General features: G+C 35.6%; 14 protein-coding genes and 1 pseudogene. 9 read left to right on the forward strand and 6 right to left on the reverse strand.

Translation table 11 applies throughout. The annotated features are described in order from the left end of the window. Positions 1-4 precede the first annotated feature (4 nt). From FYC62_RS02360 to FYC62_RS02400, 9 genes and pseudogenes are all read left to right on the forward strand, one after another. Positions 5-859, forward strand: a complete 855-nt coding sequence (locus FYC62_RS02360) for an AMP nucleosidase (protein ID WP_149073764.1) — start codon at positions 5-7, stop codon at positions 857-859. Positions 860-1047: 188 nt separating this feature from the next. Next, positions 1048-4095, forward strand: coding sequence for a SusC/RagA family TonB-linked outer membrane protein (locus tag FYC62_RS02365; protein WP_149073765.1), 3048 nt, complete (start codon positions 1048-1050; stop codon positions 4093-4095). A gap of 10 nt (positions 4096-4105) precedes the next feature. Beyond that, a complete protein-coding gene (locus FYC62_RS02370; protein WP_149073766.1) occupies positions 4106-5569 on the forward strand; it encodes a SusD/RagB family nutrient-binding outer membrane lipoprotein in 1464 nt (487 codons plus the stop codon). Positions 5570-5580: 11 nt separating this feature from the next. Next, entirely contained in the window at positions 5581-6027 is a 447-nt protein-coding gene (locus FYC62_RS02375) for a hypothetical protein (RefSeq protein ID WP_149073767.1), read from the forward strand. Positions 6028-6135: 108 nt separating this feature from the next. Continuing rightward, on the forward strand, positions 6136-7986 hold the full coding sequence (locus tag FYC62_RS02380; RefSeq protein WP_149073768.1) for an outer membrane protein assembly factor BamB family protein: 1851 nt from the start codon (positions 6136-6138) through the stop codon (positions 7984-7986). Further along, positions 7979-9682: a glycoside hydrolase family 3 protein gene (locus tag FYC62_RS02385; protein WP_149073769.1), complete on the forward strand. Its 1704-nt coding sequence runs from the start codon at positions 7979-7981 to the stop codon at positions 9680-9682. The genes FYC62_RS02380 and FYC62_RS02385 overlap by 8 nt, the downstream gene beginning before the upstream one ends. Further along, a complete protein-coding gene (gene murQ, locus FYC62_RS02390; protein WP_149073770.1) occupies positions 9663-10520 on the forward strand; it encodes an N-acetylmuramic acid 6-phosphate etherase in 858 nt (285 codons plus the stop codon). The genes FYC62_RS02385 and murQ overlap by 20 nt, the downstream gene beginning before the upstream one ends. 14 nt (positions 10521-10534) lie before the next feature. Further along, positions 10535-12012: pseudogene (locus FYC62_RS02395) on the forward strand (sodium:solute symporter). Positions 12013-12027: 15 nt separating this feature from the next. Then, positions 12028-14856: an FAD-binding and (Fe-S)-binding domain-containing protein gene (locus FYC62_RS02400; RefSeq protein WP_149073771.1), complete on the forward strand. Its 2829-nt coding sequence runs from the start codon at positions 12028-12030 to the stop codon at positions 14854-14856. A gap of 704 nt (positions 14857-15560) precedes the next feature. On the opposite strand, the gene FYC62_RS02405 is transcribed toward FYC62_RS02400, so the two are convergent. From FYC62_RS02405 to FYC62_RS02430, 6 genes are all read right to left on the reverse strand, one after another. Continuing rightward, on the reverse strand, positions 15561-16937 hold the full coding sequence (locus FYC62_RS02405; protein ID WP_149073772.1) for a DUF4861 family protein: 1377 nt from the start codon (positions 16935-16937) through the stop codon (positions 15561-15563). Positions 16938-17041: 104 nt separating this feature from the next. Further along, entirely contained in the window at positions 17042-17785 is a 744-nt protein-coding gene (locus tag FYC62_RS02410) for a DeoR/GlpR family DNA-binding transcription regulator (protein WP_039449386.1), read from the reverse strand. Between the two features lie 56 nt (positions 17786-17841). Beyond that, positions 17842-18603, reverse strand: coding sequence for a DUF1570 domain-containing protein (locus FYC62_RS02415; protein ID WP_240534788.1), 762 nt, complete (start codon positions 18601-18603; stop codon positions 17842-17844). Continuing rightward, positions 18591-19691, reverse strand: a complete 1101-nt coding sequence (locus FYC62_RS02420) for an MBL fold metallo-hydrolase (protein ID WP_149073774.1) — start codon at positions 19689-19691, stop codon at positions 18591-18593. The genes FYC62_RS02415 and FYC62_RS02420 overlap by 13 nt, the downstream gene beginning before the upstream one ends. After that, on the reverse strand, positions 19678-20562 hold the full coding sequence (locus FYC62_RS02425; RefSeq protein ID WP_149073775.1) for an NAD(P)-dependent oxidoreductase: 885 nt from the start codon (positions 20560-20562) through the stop codon (positions 19678-19680). Before FYC62_RS02425 ends, FYC62_RS02420 begins: the two co-directional genes overlap by 14 nt. Before the next feature lies 1 nt (position 20563). Then, on the reverse strand, positions 20564-20875 hold the full coding sequence (locus FYC62_RS02430; RefSeq protein ID WP_149073776.1) for a hypothetical protein: 312 nt from the start codon (positions 20873-20875) through the stop codon (positions 20564-20566).

A 20875-nucleotide genomic window follows, 5' to 3' on the forward strand; every position in this document is an offset into this window, starting at 1 on the left:
ATTTATGAATGAAGAGAAAGACGTAAAAAAGAAGACGGTAAAAGTACCTAAAAATGAAGTTAACAGTCCGGTAAAAGTTGGATTGAAATCTAAAGATGATATTGTAAAAAACTGGTTGCCACGCTATACAGGAAGAGCATTAGATGAATTTGGAGATTATATCATTTTAACCAATTTCTCTAAATATGTGCAGCTATTTTCAGAATGGCATAATGGAGCGCCTATTTTTGGTTTAGATAAACCTATGCAAAGCGTCACCGCTGATGGTATTACCATCATCAATTTCGGTATGGGCAGTGCATTAGCAGCTACCATGATGGATTTGTTAACAGCCATTAAACCTAAAGCCGTAGTTTTCTTAGGGAAATGCGGAGGATTAAAAAAGAAAAATCAAATTGGTGATTTAATACTCCCCATTGCAGCAATAAGAGGCGAGGGAACTTCTAATGATTATTTACCAGCAGAAGTACCGGCTTTACCTGCCTTCGCTTTACAAAAAGCTATATCAACTACCATAAGAGATCACTCAAGGGATTATTGGACAGGTACAGTTTATACCACCAACAGAAGAGTTTGGGAGCATGACAGGGAGTTTAAAAAATACCTTAAAAGCTTAAGGGCTATGGCTATAGATATGGAAACAGCAACTGTTTTTACAACAGGCTTTGCCAATAAAATTCCAACAGGTGCTATTTTGCTGGTATCAGACCAACCCATGATACCTGAGGGTGTTAAAACCGCAGAAGCAGATGCCTCACAAACTGCCGCCAAACATGTAGAATCTCATTTAAAAATAGGTATAGATTCTTTAAAACAACTAAGTAATAACGGTTTAACTGTGAAGCATTTGAAGTTTTAAAGATTAAGGACATAACGATTTAAGGGAAACCCGTAAAAAACATGTTTTTTACGGGTTTTTGCGTTTTTTTTAAAAATATATTTATAAATATTTGCGTTTTTATGCAATAATTAGCATATTTATAAATAAACACCTGTAAAAGTCAGTATAATAACGCAAAACTAATGTTTCACTTAAATTAAATTGGTATGAAAAAAAGCCTACTTACGTTTCTTATTGGGCTTCTCTTTATGACGCAAAACATATTTGCTCAGGAGAGAACAATATCTGGAACGGTTACATCTTCAGAGGATAACTTAACTCTGCCAGGTGTTGCTGTTCAGGTTAAAAGCTCGGGGCAAGGAACACAAACAAATGCAGATGGAAAATTTACATTAAGAGTAAAAGCCAACGATGTGTTGGTTATTTCTTATTTAGGTTATGTAAGCCAAGAAATCGTTATCAACAACCAAGTAAGTATCAATATTAGTTTAAAGCAAGATAATAAGGCTTTAAGCGAAGTGGTAGTTACTGCTTTAGGCGTAAAGCAAAACAAAAGGTCTTTGGGGTATTCTGTACAAGAAATTAGTAGTCAGGATTTAACGTCTACCAATCAAGCAAACCCACTAAACGCTTTAAAAGGTAAATTGGTTGGTGTGCAGATAACCGGTTCTGGTGGTGCTGCTGGTGCAGGTACAAGGGTACAGGTAAGAGGTATAAACTCTTTAAGTCCATCAGCAGATAATCAGCCTTTGTTTGTGATTGACGGTATTCCTGTTTCTAATGCTACAGATAATTTTGGGGCAGATAATTTTCAAACTCCTAATCGTATGGCCGATATTAATCCGGATGATATTGAGTCGATGACGATATTGAAGGGGCCGGCTGCATCTGTTCTTTATGGATTAAGAGCTGCAAATGGTGCAATTGTTATCACTACTAAATCTGGTAAAAGCGGGCGTACAGAAATAAGCTATAGAACTTCTTATAGTTTTGACGATGTTGCAAACACGCCACCTATTCAGACAAAATATGGTAATGGTAATAATGGTGCTTTAGCGAGTACAGTTAATACTTGGGGACCTCCAATAGCAGAGGGGACACCTGTTTACAATCCTTATGATTTATTCTTTAAAACAGGGCATCAATTACAAAATTCACTTACCTTAAGTGGTGGAAATGATAAGGCTAATTATTATACTTCGTTTTCAAATTTTGATCAAACTGGGGTAACTCCAAATTCAGAATACGGCAGAACATCAGTAAAAATGGCTGGCACTTACAGAGCATCTAATAAACTGAAATTTGATGCCTCTGCAAATTATATCAATTCTGGCGGAACTAATCCAAGAACTGGTATAAGTTCTGGAGCTATATTTTACTTAATGCGTCATACCAATACCGTTAATCCGGCTGATTATTTAAATCCTGATGGCTCGCAAAAAGTTTTTAATAGTGCTATTGATAATCCTTTCTATTTTGCCGAGAATTCTTTTTTAACAGATAAAGTCAATAGGATTATCGGGAACACCGGGATTGATTACTCTCCTAATAGTTGGTTAAATTTTAATTATAAAGTTGGGGTAGACCATTACTCTGATTTTAGAAAATCATATAATGAAGTTGGCTTATTGATATCTAGGTTAGGCTCTATGTCTGAACAAAGAATTGGGTATTCAGAAGTTAATTCTAACTTTTTAGCAAGAGCAACAAAGCAAATTAATAAAGATTTATCTGCAACATTTTTGCTTGGACATTCTTTTACAGCAATTAAACGCTCAAGTTTAAATACAAGCGGTTCACAAGCTGTGGTACCAGGTTTAGAAAGTATAAATAATTATGTTGTTTATAATAGCAGTAGCTCAAACCCGCAAAGGAATATTATAGGGGTATTTGGAGATTTAAAATTGGCTTATAAGAATTACTTATTTTTAGATTTAACAGCTAGAAACGATTGGTCTTCTACCTTACCTAAAGATAATCGCTCGTTCTTTTATCCTTCAGCTAGTTTAGCATTTGTATTTACGGACGCTTTAAAGATGAGTGATAATTCCTTTTTATCATTTGGTAAGTTAAGAGCTTCTTATGCTGAAGTAGGTAAAGATGCAGATCCATACCAGATAGGAATATACTATTCAACTTTGCAAGCTTTTAATGGTGTAAGTGGTATCAATAGGAATATTACTTTTGGTTCAGAAGGCTTACGTCCTGAAAGAACAAAAGGTTTAGAATTTGGTACCGAGTTAAGATTTTTTAAAGATAAAATAACCTTAGACGCCAATTACGCTATAACCAATAGTGTTGACCAAATTGTGCCTGTACCAGTAAGTTATGCATCTGGATTTGATTTATATGTAACCAATGCTGGGGAGATAAGAAATAATTCTTTAGAGTTATTAGTGAGTGCAAATTTAGTAGCTACAAAAGATTTTAAATGGTCATTAAATGCAAATTGGTCTAGAACAAGAGGTCGCGTTTTATCAATGCCAGAAGGTGTAAACGAAATCACTTTTAATCCTGAGAGCCCTTGGAATAAACAAATCATTAAAACAGGAGGAAGACCAGGAGATTGGTATGGTTGGCCATATATGAGAGTTAAAGATGACCCTACCGGAGAAAATAATGGTAAATTATTAATAGGGGCTAATGGCTTTCCTATTGTGCCTCAGCCTTTATCGGAAAACTATTTAATAGGTAATGCTTTTCCAGATTGGATAGGCGGCTTAGGCTCTTCTTTTAGCTATAAAAATTTTGATTTTTCTTTCTTGTTTAATTTTAGAAAAGGAGGTTTTGTAAACGATATTTCTAAATGGCAGAGGTACATAACAGGTATAGGTGCAGAAACAGATATCAGAAATACAGTTGTAGTTTTTAATGGTGTTAAAAATGTTGGAACAGTTACGGCACCACAATATGTAACTAATGATACACAAGTAACCATAGATCAAAATTTTTATAACAATGCTTTCCAGTACAGGTTGGCGCCAGAAAATAATGGTTTTCAAGATGGTTCTTGGATAAGATTGCAAAATGTGTCCTTAGGATATCGTTTACCAAAGTCAGTTTTGCCAAATTCAGGCTTTGTTAAATCGGCGTCTTTATCAGTTACGGCTAATAACTTATGGGTCACCACACCGTTTGTCGGTTTTGATCCAGAGTCTAGTACATACGGTGCGGCATCAAATGCTGTGGGTTATGTAGGTACAGGAATTCCAACAACTAGAAATATTTATTTAGGATTAAATGTTACATTCTAACTTCAGACACATGAAAAGTAATAAAATAAAAATATTGTTTTCTGCCATTTTTGGAGCACTTTTCTTAAGTGCTTGTGAAAAACAACTCGATATTAATAGAGATCCGGATAGGTTAACCAGCGAGCAAGTAACAGAAGCAGGATTGTTACCATCGGGTATACAATATACTGCAACTTCATTCTGGAATGCTGGGCAGTATGGTAATTATTATGTCCATTACCTTGCCGGAAACGCTAATCAGGCAGCAAATATAGATTCATACAATCCGTATGGTTTTGATAATATATGGGAATCAGCTTATTTAAGAGCGATACCAACACTTAGAGATTTAATTTCAAGAGCAGAACGTAATAATCTTCCACATTATGCTGGAATAGGCAAGCTATTAATTGCACTTAATTTAATGCAAAGCACCGATATTTGGGGCGATATACCTTACTCAGAAGCTTTTAATCCAACGGTAACCTTAAGCCCTAAATATGATAGTCAAGAAGATATCTATTATAATACTTTAAAAGGTTTATTAGATGCGGCTATAGCCGATTTATCTCAGCCAGCTCCAACCATTGCTACTTCAAGAGTAGGAACTACTGATTTAGTTTATAAAGGTGATATAGCTAAATGGTTAAGAGCAGCTTATACAGCAAGAGGTAGGTATTATTTACATTTATCTAAGAAAAATGTTGCCAATAATGCTTTAGCTGTTGCCGATATAGATAGAGGATTTTCAGATAATACAGGCGCTTCAGACTTACAACTCTTTTATTCTACAGAGCGCAATAGCCCCTGGTATACTGCTCTTTCTGTGGCAACTCCTGCTGCCAGATATGCAAGACCTTCTAAATATTTTGTTGACCTTCTTAATGGAAATTTATCTGGTGTTTATCCTGGTTTATTTGATCCAAGATTACCTTTATTGGTTGATAACGGTGGCGCTGCAACCTACATAGGCAGGCCTGTTGGTACACAGGATAATGAGCAAGGTGCTAACTTAGCAAATACTGATATTACAGTAAATACTTTTTATGGCAAAACAACATCAGCAGTACCAATTTTAACTTATACTGAAGGGCAATTTATTAAAGCCGAAGCCTTGTTTAACACAGATAAGTCTGCTGCTTACACAGCTTATTTAAATGGGATAAGAAGCAGTATGCAAAAATTTGGTGTAAGTACAGCAAATATTGATTTATATGTGAATAATCCTTTAATTTCTAAAGGTTTTGTAGCATTAACACTTTCTGATATCATGTTACAAAAGTATATAGCTTTGTTCTTGCAGCTAGAAACCTGGACAGATATGAGAAGATACCAGTACGATACTTCAATTTATAGAGGTTTAAATAAACCTTTCAGAAATTTACTGGAAACACAATGGATACAAAGAGGTAATTATCCTGATAACGAGCCAGGAAGGAATCCTAACGTTCCTAAGGTGGCAAATCAAGCAGTTAAATTATGGTTGTTTCAATAAAATATAAAATCATGAAATTATATAAGTTTAAATATTTAATGATACTTTTTGCATTACCTCTATGCTTTACTGCATGTGAGAAAGATGCAGACCAATGGTTAAAAGATAACACTACCATTATTGGAAAGTTGCCTGTTATAACAAGTCTTAGGATAACGCCTACACAAGCTAATAATAATGTAACTGCTGGCCAAAATGTAAGGTTAGACTTAAGATTCTGGTCTGATGACCCTATAGACAAAATTGAGCTAAAAGCTGCGGTAGGTACCAATCCAAGTCAGGTTGTTTCTACCACGCTTTATCAAAAGGCATATTCAAATATTTCTAAAACTGATTCCTTATTACTTAATTATACTGTTCCTAATGTTAGTGCAGGTACAGATATTAATATGGAAGTAGTAGTGGTTAATAAAAATACGTTAACCAAAAATTCTACTTTAAAGCTTACGGTTAGGTAAATTCATAGAAGCCGGGTATGTATTAAATTATATCCGGTTTTTTTTAGTATTAAAAATTGCGCTTTTTTGCAATATTATTTTAAATAATGCATATTTCAACAAATCCAGATGAAATATTTTTTAGTTATTCTACTATTTTTAGGGATATTTAAGACTTACGCCCAACCCTTCAAATTTGCTCATGTTACAGATACCCATATTGGTAATGTGACAGGTGCTGATGATTTACGTAGAACTGTTAAGGATATCAACCTTAATCCTGAACTTAAATTTGTTATCGTATCAGGCGATGTTACCGAGTTTGGCTCTGATGAAGAGCTAAAATTGGCTAAACAAATTTTAGATAGCTTAAATAAACCTTATTATGTAACTCCGGGTAACCATGATACCAATTGGTCTGAAAGTGGCGGAAATTCATTTCTAACCACGTTTAAATCGGGTACTTTTACGTTCACCTATAACAGATTTAGGTTTGTGGGCACTGGTTCTGGTCCCTATATGAGAATGGGGCCTGGTCAAATCCCTAGAGAGGACATTGTTTGGTTAGACTCTGTTTTAAATACCGTAAAAGGGAGAGAACCTGTCATCTACATCAATCATTATCCGCAAGATTCTTCTTTAAACAATTGGTATAGCGCTATTGATATTTTAAAGCAAAAGAATATCCAGTTGATGTTATGCGGGCATGGGCATCAAAATAAAAAGTACGAGTTTGAAGGTATTCCAAACGTCATGGGGCGTTCTAATTTAAGAGCTAAAGATTCTGTTGGAGGTTATAACATCATCGCTATAGCCAATAACGAAGCTACTTTTACCACCAAAAAGCCTTTAACAGCTATAGAAGAAACCTGGTTAAGTGTAACACTTAAAGACCATAGTTTTCATCTTCAGCAAAGCACTTATCCACGGCCAAATTTTGCCGTAAATAAGCTGTATCCTCAAGTAAAAGTAAAATGGGAGTTTCAGGATGATAGCGATTTGGGTGTTGGAATAGCTCAATTTAAGCATTTATTTATCAGTGCAAACACTAAGGGAGAAATTTACGCTTTAACAAAAGCGAAGGGTCATAAACAATGGAAATTTCAAACGCAGGGAAAAATATACAGTACACCTTATGTTTATAAAAACAATGTTTTTGTAGGTTCTACAGATGGTTATTTGTACTGTTTAAACGCTAAAACCGGAAATTTAAATTGGAAATTTAAAATCTCTAAAGCTATTTTGGCTAGCCCTTTAGTAGCAGATGATAAAGTTTATTTTGGCTCATCAGACGGGCATTTTAGAGCTTTATCTGTAGCCAATGGAACTTTACTGTGGGATTATCCGCAAGTTAAAGGCTTTGTAGTTACCAAGCCACTTTTGTACCAAGGGAAACTCTACTTTGGTAGCTGGGGCAATTATTTTTATGCTTTGGATGCCCAAACAGGTGAAGAAGCTTGGAAATGGACAAACGGTTCTGCAAATAGGATGTACTCGCCGGCCGCATGTTGGCCTGTTGCTTCAAATGGTAAAGTTTTTATTGTAGCACCAGATAGGTATATGACCGCTTTTGATGCGGAAACAGGGGAGGTTATCTGGCGAGAGACTTTACCCAATAACAGAGTAAGAGAGTCTATGGGTTTATCTGAAGATCAACAATTGGTTTATGCCAAAACGATGGATGGTAAAATCATAGGCGTTTCTACATCTTCAGAAAAATTTGATATAGTCTGGGAATCACCATTACAACTGCCTTACGAGTTAAATCCGGCTGCAATCACAACATATAAAAATCAAGTTTTTATTCCAACTCACTCTGGTTTAGCGGTAGCTCTTAACCAGCAAGATGGGGCTATAGTATGGAAGTATAAAACATCAAATTGTTTAATAAATACCATCAAACCCATCAGTAGCAAAGCGGTAATGGTAAGTACAATGGATGGCAAAATCAGCTATCTAAAATATAAGCAGCATGATTAAAAAAATGATGATATTCATCCTGATTTTACTATCAGGTAGTATGCAGGCACAAGAGTTTTTACAGGTTTCTGAAGCTTCACAAAAATGGGCAGATAGCGTTTATAAAAAGCTGAACAGAAGAGAGAAAATTGCACAATTAATGGTGCTGAGGTTGTCAGAAAAAAGTGGCGATTCTGCCATTTTTTATACCAAACAAATATCAAAGTACATCCAAAAATATAACATAGGGTCTATTTGTCTTTTTCAAGGGAAGGCCATTCAGCAAGCTATTACGGTTAACCAGTTGCAGAAACAAGCCCCTACACCTCTAATGGTTTGTATTGATGGCGAAACCGGTGTAGGCATGCGTTTTAATGACATAATGCCTTTCCCAAATCAGTTAACTTTAGGGGCTGTTGCCGATGTGAATTTAGCTTTTCAAATGGGGCAAGCGATGGGCGTACAATGTAAAAGAGCTGGTATACAGGTTAATTATGCTCCGGTTGTTGATATCAATAATAATCCTGCTAATCCGGTTATTAATGTAAGATCTTTTGGAGAGAGTAAATATAAAGTAGCCAAATTTGGCGTAGCACTTACCCAAGGTATGCAACAAGCCGGAGTGATGGCTTGCGCTAAACATTTTCCAGGTCATGGTGATGTAAGTGTTGATTCTCATTATGATTTACCGGTAATTCCGAAATCTAAATTACAATTGGATTCTTTAGAGATTTATCCTTTTAAAGAGATGATAAAAGCAGGCGTTGGTAGCATGATGATGGGACATTTATACATCCCAGCTATTGATGCTACAGCAAACCAAGCTTCATCTTTATCTAAAACAAATGTGACCAATTTGGTAAGAGATGAGCTAGGCTTTAAAGGGATAAATTTTACCGATGCCTTAGAAATGAAAGGCGTTGCTAAGTTTTATCCGCAAGGACAAGCAGCCACACAATCTTTAATTGCCGGTAATGATATGCTATGCCTTCCTGGCGATATTAAAGGGAGCATCAAAAGGATTAGAAAAGTTATCCGAAAAAAAGATTTAAGTTGGGATGATATACACGCTAAAGTAAATCGTGTTTTAATTGCCAAATACAATTTAGGGCTTCATAAAACACCAATTATTGATACTACAAATTTAGTGGCAGAGCTAAATGAAGTGGTTGTTCCTTTAAAAAAAGAAATCTATAAACAAGCTATAACAGTGCTTAAACAAACAGATTCTACTATAAATCAGCTCCATAAAAAGCAAAAAATAGCATTTGTAGGTGTTGGCCTAAAGGTAGAAAATCATTTTTCTGAGCTGCTTAAAAATACATATCAAGCTAATAGTTATTGTTTGGATTATCAGGCATCTGCACAAGAGGCCAATGTATTACTTCAACATCTAAAAGGAAATTACGATGTCGTTATTGTAGGTGTTCATCAATACACTAAATATCCAGCTAATAATTTCGGAATAAGTTATACTGCAATTGATTTTATTAAGCAGGTAAATCTGCAAAATAAAGCTATTACTATTGCTTTTGGTACTCCTTATGCCATCAGTAATTTTACCAATTTAAGCAATTTAGTAGCTGCTTATGAAGATGATAAATTGATGCATGAAGCTGTATTGAGCTTTTTGAAGGGTGAAATAAAAGCCAATGGTACTTTACCTGTTAGTATAGGTAATAGTTTTCTATTTGGTTATGGAATTGCAAATAAATAAGAAGAGAGCATATAAAAATAGAATAATGGAAATTGTAACAGAGAAAGAATCTAACTACCACGACTTAGATAAAATGAGCGTTGGAGAAATTTTATATAATATCAATAAAGAAGACCAAACAGTTGCAGATGCTGTTGCTAAAGCTATTCCTCAACTAGAGCCACTAGCTAGCATCACGGCAGAGAAAATGAAAAAAGGCGGTCGCTTATTTTATATAGGTGCTGGTACTAGTGGCAGGTTAGGCGTGTTAGACGCATCAGAATGCCCACCTACTTTTGGTGTCCCATTTGATTGGATTGTTGGTATTATAGCAGGTGGAGATACTGCCATACGCAAGGCCGTAGAGTTTGCAGAAGATGATACGGAGCAAGCCTGGAAAGACTTACAAGAATTTGATATTACTGAAGACGATGTGGTGGTAGGTATTGCCGCTTCTGGTACCACGCCTTATGTTATAGGGGGCTTAAATACTGCAAATGCGCATGGTATTGTAACGGGTTGTGTAGTTTGTAATGTAGGTAGTCCGGTGGCAGCAGAAGCACAATACCCAGTAGAAGTAGTGGTTGGTCCCGAGTTTGTTTCTGGCTCTACCCGTATGAAATCTGGTACAGCACAAAAACTTATCCTCAATATGTTAAGTACTAGTGTGATGATTCAATTAGGCCGTGTTAAAGGCAATAAAATGGTGGATATGCAATTAACTAATCATAAATTATTTAGCAGAGGCATTAACATGATTATGCAAGAAACAGGTAAAGACCACGATATTGCAACGCAATTGCTAGAGAAATATGGTAGCGTAAGAAAAGCCATTGAAAGTGTTCTTATTAACCATTAAATCTTAACATATAAATGGAGCCCATTACGCTATTGTCTTTTTTAATCATCTACTTTTTGGTACTTATTGGGGTGTCTTATTTCACCTCCAAAGGTTCATCAGATAACGCTAGCTTTTTTATTGCTAATAGAAATTCTAAATGGTATTTTGTCGCGTTCGGGATGATTGGGACAGCACTTTCTGGTGTTACTTTCATTTCTGTTCCTGGCGCCGTAGATAAAAGCGCATTTGGCTATTTTCAATTTGTTTTGGGTAATGCTGTGGGCTTTGTTTTAATAGCTACGGTTCTCTTACCTTTGTACTATAGGTTAAATATCATCTCTATTTATTCTTATTTAGAGAGAAGGTTAGGCTTCTGGAGCTATAAATCTGGTGCTATGATTTTCCTAATTTCTCGTACCATAGGCTCTGCTTTTAGGTTGTATTTGGTAGCTATAGTATTACAGAAATTTATTTTTGATGCCTGGAATGTCCCTTTTTGGATAACCATCATCATTTGTTTATTACTCATTTGGTCTTATACCTTTAAAGGCGGTTTAAAAACCATCATCATTACAGATACTTTGCAAACGGTATTCTTGCTTTCGTCTGTAGTATTGTCTATCTATTTCATCGCTAAAAGTTTAAATCTTGATATTGCAGCCACTATAGAAACGGTTAAAACCAGTACGTATTCGCAAATATTCTTTTGGGATGATTTCGTTGGCAACAAGAATCATTTCATCAAACAGTTTCTAGGTGGTTTATTTATCACCATTGCCATGACAGGTTTAGACCAAGATTTGATGCAGAAAAACCTGAGCTGCAAAAACATAGGTGAAGCACAAAAGAATATGCTTACCTTTACAGGGATATTTGTACTTATCAATATCTTTTTTTAAGCGTTGGTGCCTTACTTTATACTTTTGCTGCGGCAAAAGGTATTGATGTAAAAGCATTGGGCACTCCAGATCATCTTTTTCCTGAAATCGCTTTAAATTATTTGGGTGTAGTACCTGCCATTGTTTTCATGCTGGGTTTAACAGCTGCTACATTTGCCACAACAGATTCTGCTTTAACAGCCCTTACCACTTCTTTTTGTGTAGACTTTTTAGGTTTTGATAAAAAGCAAGACCAAAACTCGTCTAAGCTGGTCAATATCAGACATTATGTTCATATTGTATTTTCTGTATTGATTTTTCTTGTGGTGTTGATTTTTAAAATCATCAATGATGATTCTGTAGTAAACGCTATTTTTAAAGCTGCTGGATACACTTACGGACCTCTGTTAGGATTATTTGCCTTCGGGATGTTAACTTATAGAAATGTAAAAGATAGTTTAGTTCCTTTTATTTGTATTTTATCCCCAATTTTGTCTTTTGTTATTGATGCTAATTCTTTAAGCTGGTTTAATTATTCTGTAGGTTTCGAGTTAATTATCATAAACGCAACCATAACTTTTTTATGCTTGTTAGCCATTAGTAATCAAAGAGATAAAGTGCTGAAATTTTAGATTAAAAATATTTTTATGCAACATATAGGTGAGTTACTACTGTCAGTTCTTCCAAAAGAAAGAATTAAAACCCGGCTGATAGATTTAGTAGCTTATGCTTCAGATGCAGGTTTTTACCATTTACAACCCAAAGCCGTTGTACAGCCTGTTTCTGTTGATGAGGTAATTACGCTTTTTCAGTTTTCCTTAAAATATCAAATTCCTTTAACTTTTAGAACTGGCGGTACCAGTTTATCTGGCCAATCTATTACAGATGGTATTCTGGTAGATTTAAGTCAGTATTGGGATAAGGTTGTTGTAGAAAATGAGGGAAAACAGGTAAGGGTTCAGCCAGGAGTAATTGGTGCTAAGGTTAATCATACCTTACAAGGGTACGGTAAAAAAATGGGTCCTGATCCGTCAAGCATTAATTCTGCTATGATGGGAGGGATACTCTCTAACAACTCTAGCGGGATGTGTTGCGGGGTAAAACATAATTCTTACCATACCACTAAATACATACGTTTTGTGTTGCCAAATGGGCTAGTTTTCTCAACCGAGCATCAGCAAGATTATCCAAGGTTTAAAGAAGAGTGTCCGGCTATTTATCAGCAAATCATCGATTTAAAAGCGCAAATTACTGCTGATGAAACTATCCGTAATTTCATCAGAGCTAAATATCAAACCAAAAATACGGTGGGCTATTCTGTAAATGCTTTTATAGATTATGATGAACCTTTAGACATTTTAGCACATTTATTAATTGGTGCCGAAGGAACTTTAGGCTTTATAGCCGAAGCAGTTTTAGAAACTTTAGACGATTATAAAGAGAAATCAACCTCTTTACTTTACTTTCCAGATATTTATGAAGCCTGTAAGGCCATTATCCCGTTAACGGTTTCTGGAGCAGAAGCGGTAGAACTGATGGATAGAGCTTCTTTACGTTCTATAGAACATATTAAGGGTGTGCCCGATATTTTAAAATCTTTACCAGAAAGTGCATCGGCTTTATTGATAGAATATCAGGCAAATACGCAGGAAGATTTACAATTAAAAATCAACCAGTTTTTTGTGCTAGTGCCAGATTTAAAGCTTTTAAACAGTGCCGAGTTTACTAACGACCCTTACCAGCAAGACTTTTTATGGAAGTTACGTAAAGGTATGTTCCCATCTGTTGGTGCGGTAAGAGCTAGTGGTTCTACGGTTATTTTAGAAGATATTGCTGTCCCGGTAGTACATTTAGGCGATGCCATTTCTGATTTGCAAGTACTTTTCAAGCAATATCAGTATGAAAACGCTATTATTTTTGGTCATGCTAAAGATGGTAATATCCATTTCGTGGTCACACAATCTTTTAATACACCAGAAGAAATAAAGCGTTATGATAGCTTTTTAAAAGATGTTGTAAATCTAGTTATCCATAAATATCAAGGCACTTTAAAAGCAGAACATGGTACAGGTAGAAACATGGTTCCATTTGTAGCTACCGAGTGGGGAGAAGATATTTACCAAGTAATGAAGGCTTTAAAAGAGCTGATAGACCCGCAAAACTTATTAAATCCGGGTGTAATTATCAACGCTAATAAACAAGCACATATACAGCATTTGAAAGATTTACCTTCTGTAGAAGAAGAGGTAGATAAATGTATGGAGTGCGGTTATTGCGAATACATTTGCCCGAGTAGAAATATTACTTTAACTCCTCGCCAACGTATTGTAGTAAGGCGTGAGCTGGTTAACTTACGTGATAAAAGAGAATATCAAAAGCATCAGGAATTATTGCAGCAGTTTCAATACGATGGTATGGATACCTGTGCTGTTGATGGTTTATGCGCTACTGCTTGCCCGGTAGAAATTAATACCGGCGATTTAATTAAACGACTGAGAAGAGAAAGTCATAACAGGTTTGCCAATAACACAGCACTGTGGGTAGCCAAAAACTTTGCTTTGGCAGAAACTTTTGCTGGTTTAGGGGTAAAAGTTGGTGAGGGTTTTAATGCCGCTTTTGGTAAAAGTAGTATGCGTAACTTTACCCAAGCTATAAAAAAGCAAATCCCGAGTTTTCCTTTATGGTCTAATCAATTAAAATCTACTGGAAAAACTGCTATTTTTAAGCAAAAAGAGGATTTAAGCGGTGTAGTTTATGCACCTACTTGTATCTCCAGAACGATGGGAGGTAGCGTAGAAAAAGGTAAAAAGAATATCATCTCTACCATGGCTGCTATTTCAGAAAAAGCAGGTTTAAGTTTTATCATTCCTGAAGAGATTGATGGTTTATGTTGCGGACAAATTTTTTCTTCTAAAGGTTATCAGGATGCTTACCAATATACCAGTAATAAAACCATAGAAAAATTATGGGCAGCAACAGATGGTGGAAGATTACCTGTAATGCTGGATATAAGTTCTTGTACTTATACTTTACAGGGATGTAGAAGAGTGCTCACAGAAGCTAATAAATTAAAATTCGATGCCCTCAAAATCATTGATAGTATTGATTACATAGCCGATTATATTATCCCAAGGTTAAACAACATCAATAAGAAAAGAAATATTGTATTACACCCTGTTTGCTCTTTAAAGAAGATGGGCTTACAGCAAAAGTTTATAAAAGTAGCGCAGTTTTTTGCCGATGAAGTAACCGTACCTTTTAGCGCAGGTTGTTGCGGTATGGCAGGCGATCGTGGTTTTCTTTTTCCAGAATTAACCGCATCTGCAACTTTACCAGAAGCCCAAGAAGTTAATGCTTGTGGTACTTTTGATGGTTACTATTCTAGCGGAAAAACTTGCGAAATAGCCATTTCTGAAGCAGTAGGGCATAACTATGAATCTATTGTGTATTTGGTTGATGAGTGTTTGGGGGAGTAGTTGGTTAGGTTTTAGTTGGTTAGTTGGTTAGTTTTTAGTTGGTTAGTTCTAAAATATGGGGACTTATCTTGTGCTCGTTTGCAACGAGTGCTTCATATGGTTTTACGATTTCATCGTTTTTAACGCCTAAGGTTTGATGTTTTTTAACCACAAAGTTCGCAAAGGACACGGAGTTGGGCGGTGAGTTTTATTGATTGATTTTTGTATGAGAGAATGATTGATTTTGTATCAGTTGCTAGTTTTCGGTTTCCTGTTACCCGTTGTGTCTATTTTGGACGTTTTAAAGGTTTTTGAATTTTGAATTTTTCCTTTTGAATTTTTCTTTCATATGGTTTTACGATTTCATCGTTTTTAACGCCTAAGGTTTGATGTTTTTTAACCACAAAGTTCGCAAAGGACACGGAGTTGGGCGGTGAGTTTTATTGATTGATTTTTGTATGAGAGAATGATTGATTTTGTATCAGTTGCTAGTTTTCGGTTTCCTGTTACCCGTTGTGTCTATTTTGGACGTTTTAAAGGTTTTTGAATTTTGAATTTTTCCTTTTCTACTCTGAGCTCTCTGTGGTCATTATCTTGCGCTCCTTTGCAACGAGTGCTTCATATGGTTTTACGATTTCATCGTTTTTAACCTCGCTGGTAAAAAATAAAACAGTGTCTACCAAGAAGAATATAAATCTTGGCGAACACTGTGGTTTCAAAACAAATTACTTCTTATTCTCTATTGTTGGTTTTAAAAACCTTACCGGGCTATTAAACTCTTTAGCGGTTTTTACCACATAATCCTGAAAAGATGATGCGGTATTTAAAACTGCTCCATCTTTCCATGCAGCAAATATGGCATACTCAAAACTATGCTCTTTTGGTACTTGAATTCTAAAAGTATGGTTTCCGCCGCGGTCTGCCGAGAATTGGTATTGTGGTTTGTAAACATCTTTCACAACAATGGCTTTTCCAATAAAATCCATCATGTACTCTGCTCTGTCATCAATTTTTTCAGGGTCTTTAATACCTTCTGGTCCAGAGGATATGATGATGCCATTTTGTTGAAATACATCTTCTTTACCCGGTTTTTTACGGATACCACATCCCATTAAAACATCTAAATTTTTAGGAAAAAACTTGGTGTAGTTTACTTGGCAAGTGCTATAGTTTTGATGTGCATAAGCCGTATAAAGTTGTTCTAATTCATAAAAACCTTTGCCAGAATCCCAATTCATGGTTTTTATTTTGATGATAGAGCGTAAAGGCCCATTTACTACAACATCATAGGCATAACGAGTATCACTTATTTGTCCGCCATTCCACATACTTTTAGGTGCTAAGGCAGCTTTTGCAGGTGTAAAACGTGGTCTGCTAACAGAGTCTGGCTTTGCAGGATTTTCAAAAAGACAAATAGCGCCACCTCCAAAACTATCTCCTACACTTTGTATATCAGAACCTAAATCTCTAGAAATATTACTTACTCCGTAACCATCTAAATTTTCCATGTATAAGCGTTGCGCCATCAGTAAAGGTTTTCTTTTAGCAAAAACATCTACCGAGTTTGCAAACCATATTTTCCAACCAACATGTTCTGATTCCCAGAAAGGCATAATATGTCTGGTATAGCTACCAATATTGGCATGTGTATAATGTTTATTCCAGCCTCTAATATTCTCGCCCATGTAAATGTATATGGTTTTACTTTCTTTAGGCTTTAAATTGGTCATGAAAAATAATTCATCCCAAATGCCATCCTTATCCAAATCATCTAATTGATGAAAAATGGCATGCCCGTTGGTTTCTTTCCTCAGCTCATGTCCGCCTTGGTTTCTTAGTTGCTGTTCGCTAGGCTCTGGAGCAGGAGGTAAAGAAGGGTCTACCACGGTTACCCACATTTCGTGAATATCAGGAATGGGAAAATCTTTTCTTTTGATGATGATAGGGCAGTTTTCTCTGCTGATATCAAGGTCATTTACCAAAGTATAAGCAATTCTTTGTGAAGGATAAAAATCACCTTGTGTATACCATGATTTGCTCTGTGCAGAAACATACAGACTACACAGCGTAAACAGAGCCGAGAGGATTGTTTTTGTGAACATGTTTTTAAAATATGATGTTAAAAAATTGGTTTATCGATATGGAAATCGATTTCAAATATAGCAATATTTTAAAAACATGTATTTAAGAAGGACAGATTTTAGCTTTAAATGACTTGTACGCTTTTTGCGTAATCTGTTAACAAGCTATCCTGAGCGTTTAAATCTGTAATAAGATAATCGATACTATTGAGGTTACAAACTTTAAGCTTTTGTATGGAGTTTAATTTCTCTGCAATACTTACAATAGCGGTTTTTTGTGCCGATTTAATCATGGCTTTTTTTACTTGTACCACTTCCCAATCAGAATCTGTAATACCTTCTTCTAAAGAAACGCTATTGGCACCTAATAAGCATAAATCAACTTTAATATCATTAAGCTCGCTCACAACTTTAGAACCTATGCTTATTTGTGCGTTTCTAGAAAGTTGTCCGCCTAATAAAATAACTTGCAAATTTGGTTTTTCTGCTAGTTCTAATGCAACTAAAGGACTAATAGTGAAAAAGGTACAAGTTAAATGATCAGGAATCATCCTTACCAGTTCTATCATGGTGGTACCGCCGCTGGCTAATAAAGTCATGCCGTTTTGGATGAGCGATAATGCCTTCCTAGAAATCTCTTTTTTAGCATCTTTAGCATAAGCATCTACCTGTTGGAAAGGGTAATGAAAAGATTTTGATAAAGCACCGCCATGTACTTTTAAAATCTTACCACTTTCTGCTAGTTCGTTTAAATCTCTTCTTATGGTATCTTCAGAAACTACCAATTGTTCGCTCAAATCAGACGATAAAACTTTGTTGTGTAAGTTTATTTGTTTGAGGATATAGGCATGGCGTTCTTCTTTTAACATATTTTTAGATTTAACAAACAAATGTATTTAAATGGGACTTAAAACTCAAATTGTATTTATCGGTAATAGAAATTAAATCGTCTTTCAAAGCTATCTATACCTCCAAATAAGGTATTGAAAATTTGTTCTGTACCGATTCCTTTTTTCATCATATTGGCCATCTTACCAATTAGTAGCGGGTCTTGTTTAATGATATAATAAACCATGCAGTAAGAAATGGTGTACATGTCTTGTACCTTGTTTTTGTCTTGCCAGCTGTTATGGCTGTTTAAGAAAGCGCTGATATTGGTAGGAGCATTTCTATTGTCGGCTTTCATTTTATCCAGGTAATGAAATTGCGCATTCACCTGAATTTTATAATTTTCTTCTTTTAGAGATTCTAAAAACTCTGCTAAACCTTCATTAAACCATCTGGGTGGGTTTCTAATGCTATGCCTGAGTAGGGCGTGGCTCATCTCATGTAAAATGATCTCTATATCTGCTATGCTTTGGTAAAGCACATAAGATTGGTTGGTCTTGGGCGAATAAAATCCAGATTCTGTTAACCCTTTTAAGCCAAATTCTTGTAAAAGAGCTCTAAAGTCTTTCCCTTTGTTGTATAGGTTAATGTAGATAGTTAAGCTGTCATTTTCTGCATCCTTAAATAAACCATTAAATATTTTGACTTCGTAAGTTGCTAAGCGTTCTATTTTTGCTCTTTCTTCTGGTTTTAAGCTAAAACCGATTTCTTTGATAGCTAATTTCTGGCTGTAGCAGTAAAAACTACAAAGCAATAGCCATATGGTAATATGTATTTTCACGATGTTTAATTTTTCCACCAATTTATGGTTTTATCCATTTTAAAGAAGGATAAAGGTTCTCCTATGCGTGGTGTTTGTAAACTTAAATTTTGTGCTTTAGCAATATAAGTTAACTTATTAATAGGTTCTGTCCAGTTGTGTAAGGCCAGACTAAATTTAGCCCAATGAACGGGTAAAAGTTGTTTAGTTTTTAAATCAGCGGCAGCTTGCGCAACTTGCTCTGGAAACATGTGAATAAGCGGCCAGTTGATACCATATTGCCCACATTCTAGAATGGCTAAATCAAAAGGGCCATATTTATCGCCAATGGTTTTAAAATGGGTATCATAGCCAGAATCTCCGCCTAAATAAATATTCAATTTATCACTTTTAAAAACAAAAGAACTCCATAAAGTATTGCCTCTGGTAAATTTTCGGCCAGAAAAATGCCTTGCCGGCGTAGCTGTTATTTTAAAATCTAAAAGCTGAGCTTCATCATACCAATCTAAAGATTTGATAGCCTCAGTTTTTGCTCCCCAATGTATTAAATGGGCTTCAACACCCAAAGGAACAATGAAGTTCTTTGTCTTCGGGATTAATTTTTGGATGGTTTGCTCATCTAAATGGTCATAATGATCATGTGTGATGATTAAAATATCAATTTCAGGGAAATCAGCAGCGCTATAATCATAGCTATACTTGAATGGTTTTCCAAAAAGTGGGATAGGAGAAGCTCTGTTAAAAACAGGGTCAACCAAAATGGTTTTTCCATCAATTAACATTAAATAAGAAGAATGCCCAAACCAAATGATTAAGGGTTCATCAGATTTAAGGTTTTTTAAATCGGTTTTAACAACCTGAATTGGCTGCTTAGGCTCTGTTTCTTCTTTGTTAAAAATAAACTCTTGTAAAACTTTAAAAAAAGACGATTCTGGCAAGCTTACCGTGGTTGGCGAAAGGTTTTGGAAGCTTCCGTCTTTGTAATTGGGTGAAGCTTCTATTCTTTTAACTTGTGTTTCATTTGGTGAACCACCAAAAACCGCCGACTGTAAAAATAAGTAAGTTACAATTGCTAGTACAGCAATAAAAACTAAGAAGTACAGCATCATTTTTTTAAATACCCGCATCGTTAGAAACTCCTTTAGCTATACTTTCTGCCCAATCTTGCTCGCCCTTACCTTGCGCTATTGCGCTAAGTAAGCGGTTATAAACCAAGTTAAGTAATGGGGCAGGCATTTCTGCATCTAATGCCATTTTTGAGGCTAAGCGGGCATCCTTAAAACCCAGTGTAGATTTAAAGCCAACCGGTTGGTAATTGTTGTTGGCAATTAAAGTTCCGTAGTTTTTATAAATAGGGGCATTAAAAACAGTATTTCCGAAGAAATCAGCTACCTGCTTACGGTCTAAACCATTTTTTTCTGCTAGGGTAAATGCTTCCGCCATGGTTTCCATAGAAGCCATAATCATGAAATTGCCAGTAAGTTTAAGCACATTGGCTGCTTTAACATCTTCGCCAAAATCATAAACAGCTTGTCCAACTTGTTCTAATAAAGGCTTTGCCAATTGTTTAGCCTCATCTTGTCCTGATAAACAAATAAATAATTTTGCTTCTGCGGCAGCGGTTGGTCTGCCAAAAACAGGGCTACTTAAGTAAATAGAACCATTTTTATGGTGTATATCATTTAAGATGGCAGATGTTTCTGGCGCTATGGTACTCATACTGATGTGTATAGCACCCTTTTTTAAGGCTAAGATAAAACCGTTTTCGCCTGTACAGATTTGGTTTAAAGCGTTATCATCTGCAAGCATGGTAAAAACAAAATCTTTATCAGCAACAGCTTCTGCGGGGCTGTTTGCTAGGAAGTAATTTCCTGTAAGTTGTTGTGCTTTTACGGCAGATCGGTTGTAGATACTTACTTCATGCCCGGCATTGATGAGGTTTTGTGCTATGGGAATACCCATATTTCCTAAACCAAGGAAAGCTATTTTTTTTGTCATTTTAACTGATATAATCTCTGTCTTCATCACTTAAACCTTTTTTATCATGATGATTTAAGTAGTCTTCATTGGGGTTATTTACTTCAAATGGAATATCTTTTGCAATTTCTGTGGCTAAAGGTGCTTTCTTTTTTGGTCTGGCAATAATTAATCCCACAATAAAACCAAAAACAGTTACAATAAGCATCATGAGGAGTTTAGAAATATAAATTTCTTTCCAGAGGATGGTAAACAATACCTCATCGGTGTTTTGCATAAAAACAACGGTAATGAAGACCGATAGTATAATAATTGTTAATGTTTTGAAGCTCAT

Source organism: Pedobacter aquae, assembly GCF_008195825.1.
Classification (GTDB): Bacteria; Bacteroidota; Bacteroidia; order Sphingobacteriales; family Sphingobacteriaceae; genus Pseudopedobacter; species Pseudopedobacter aquae.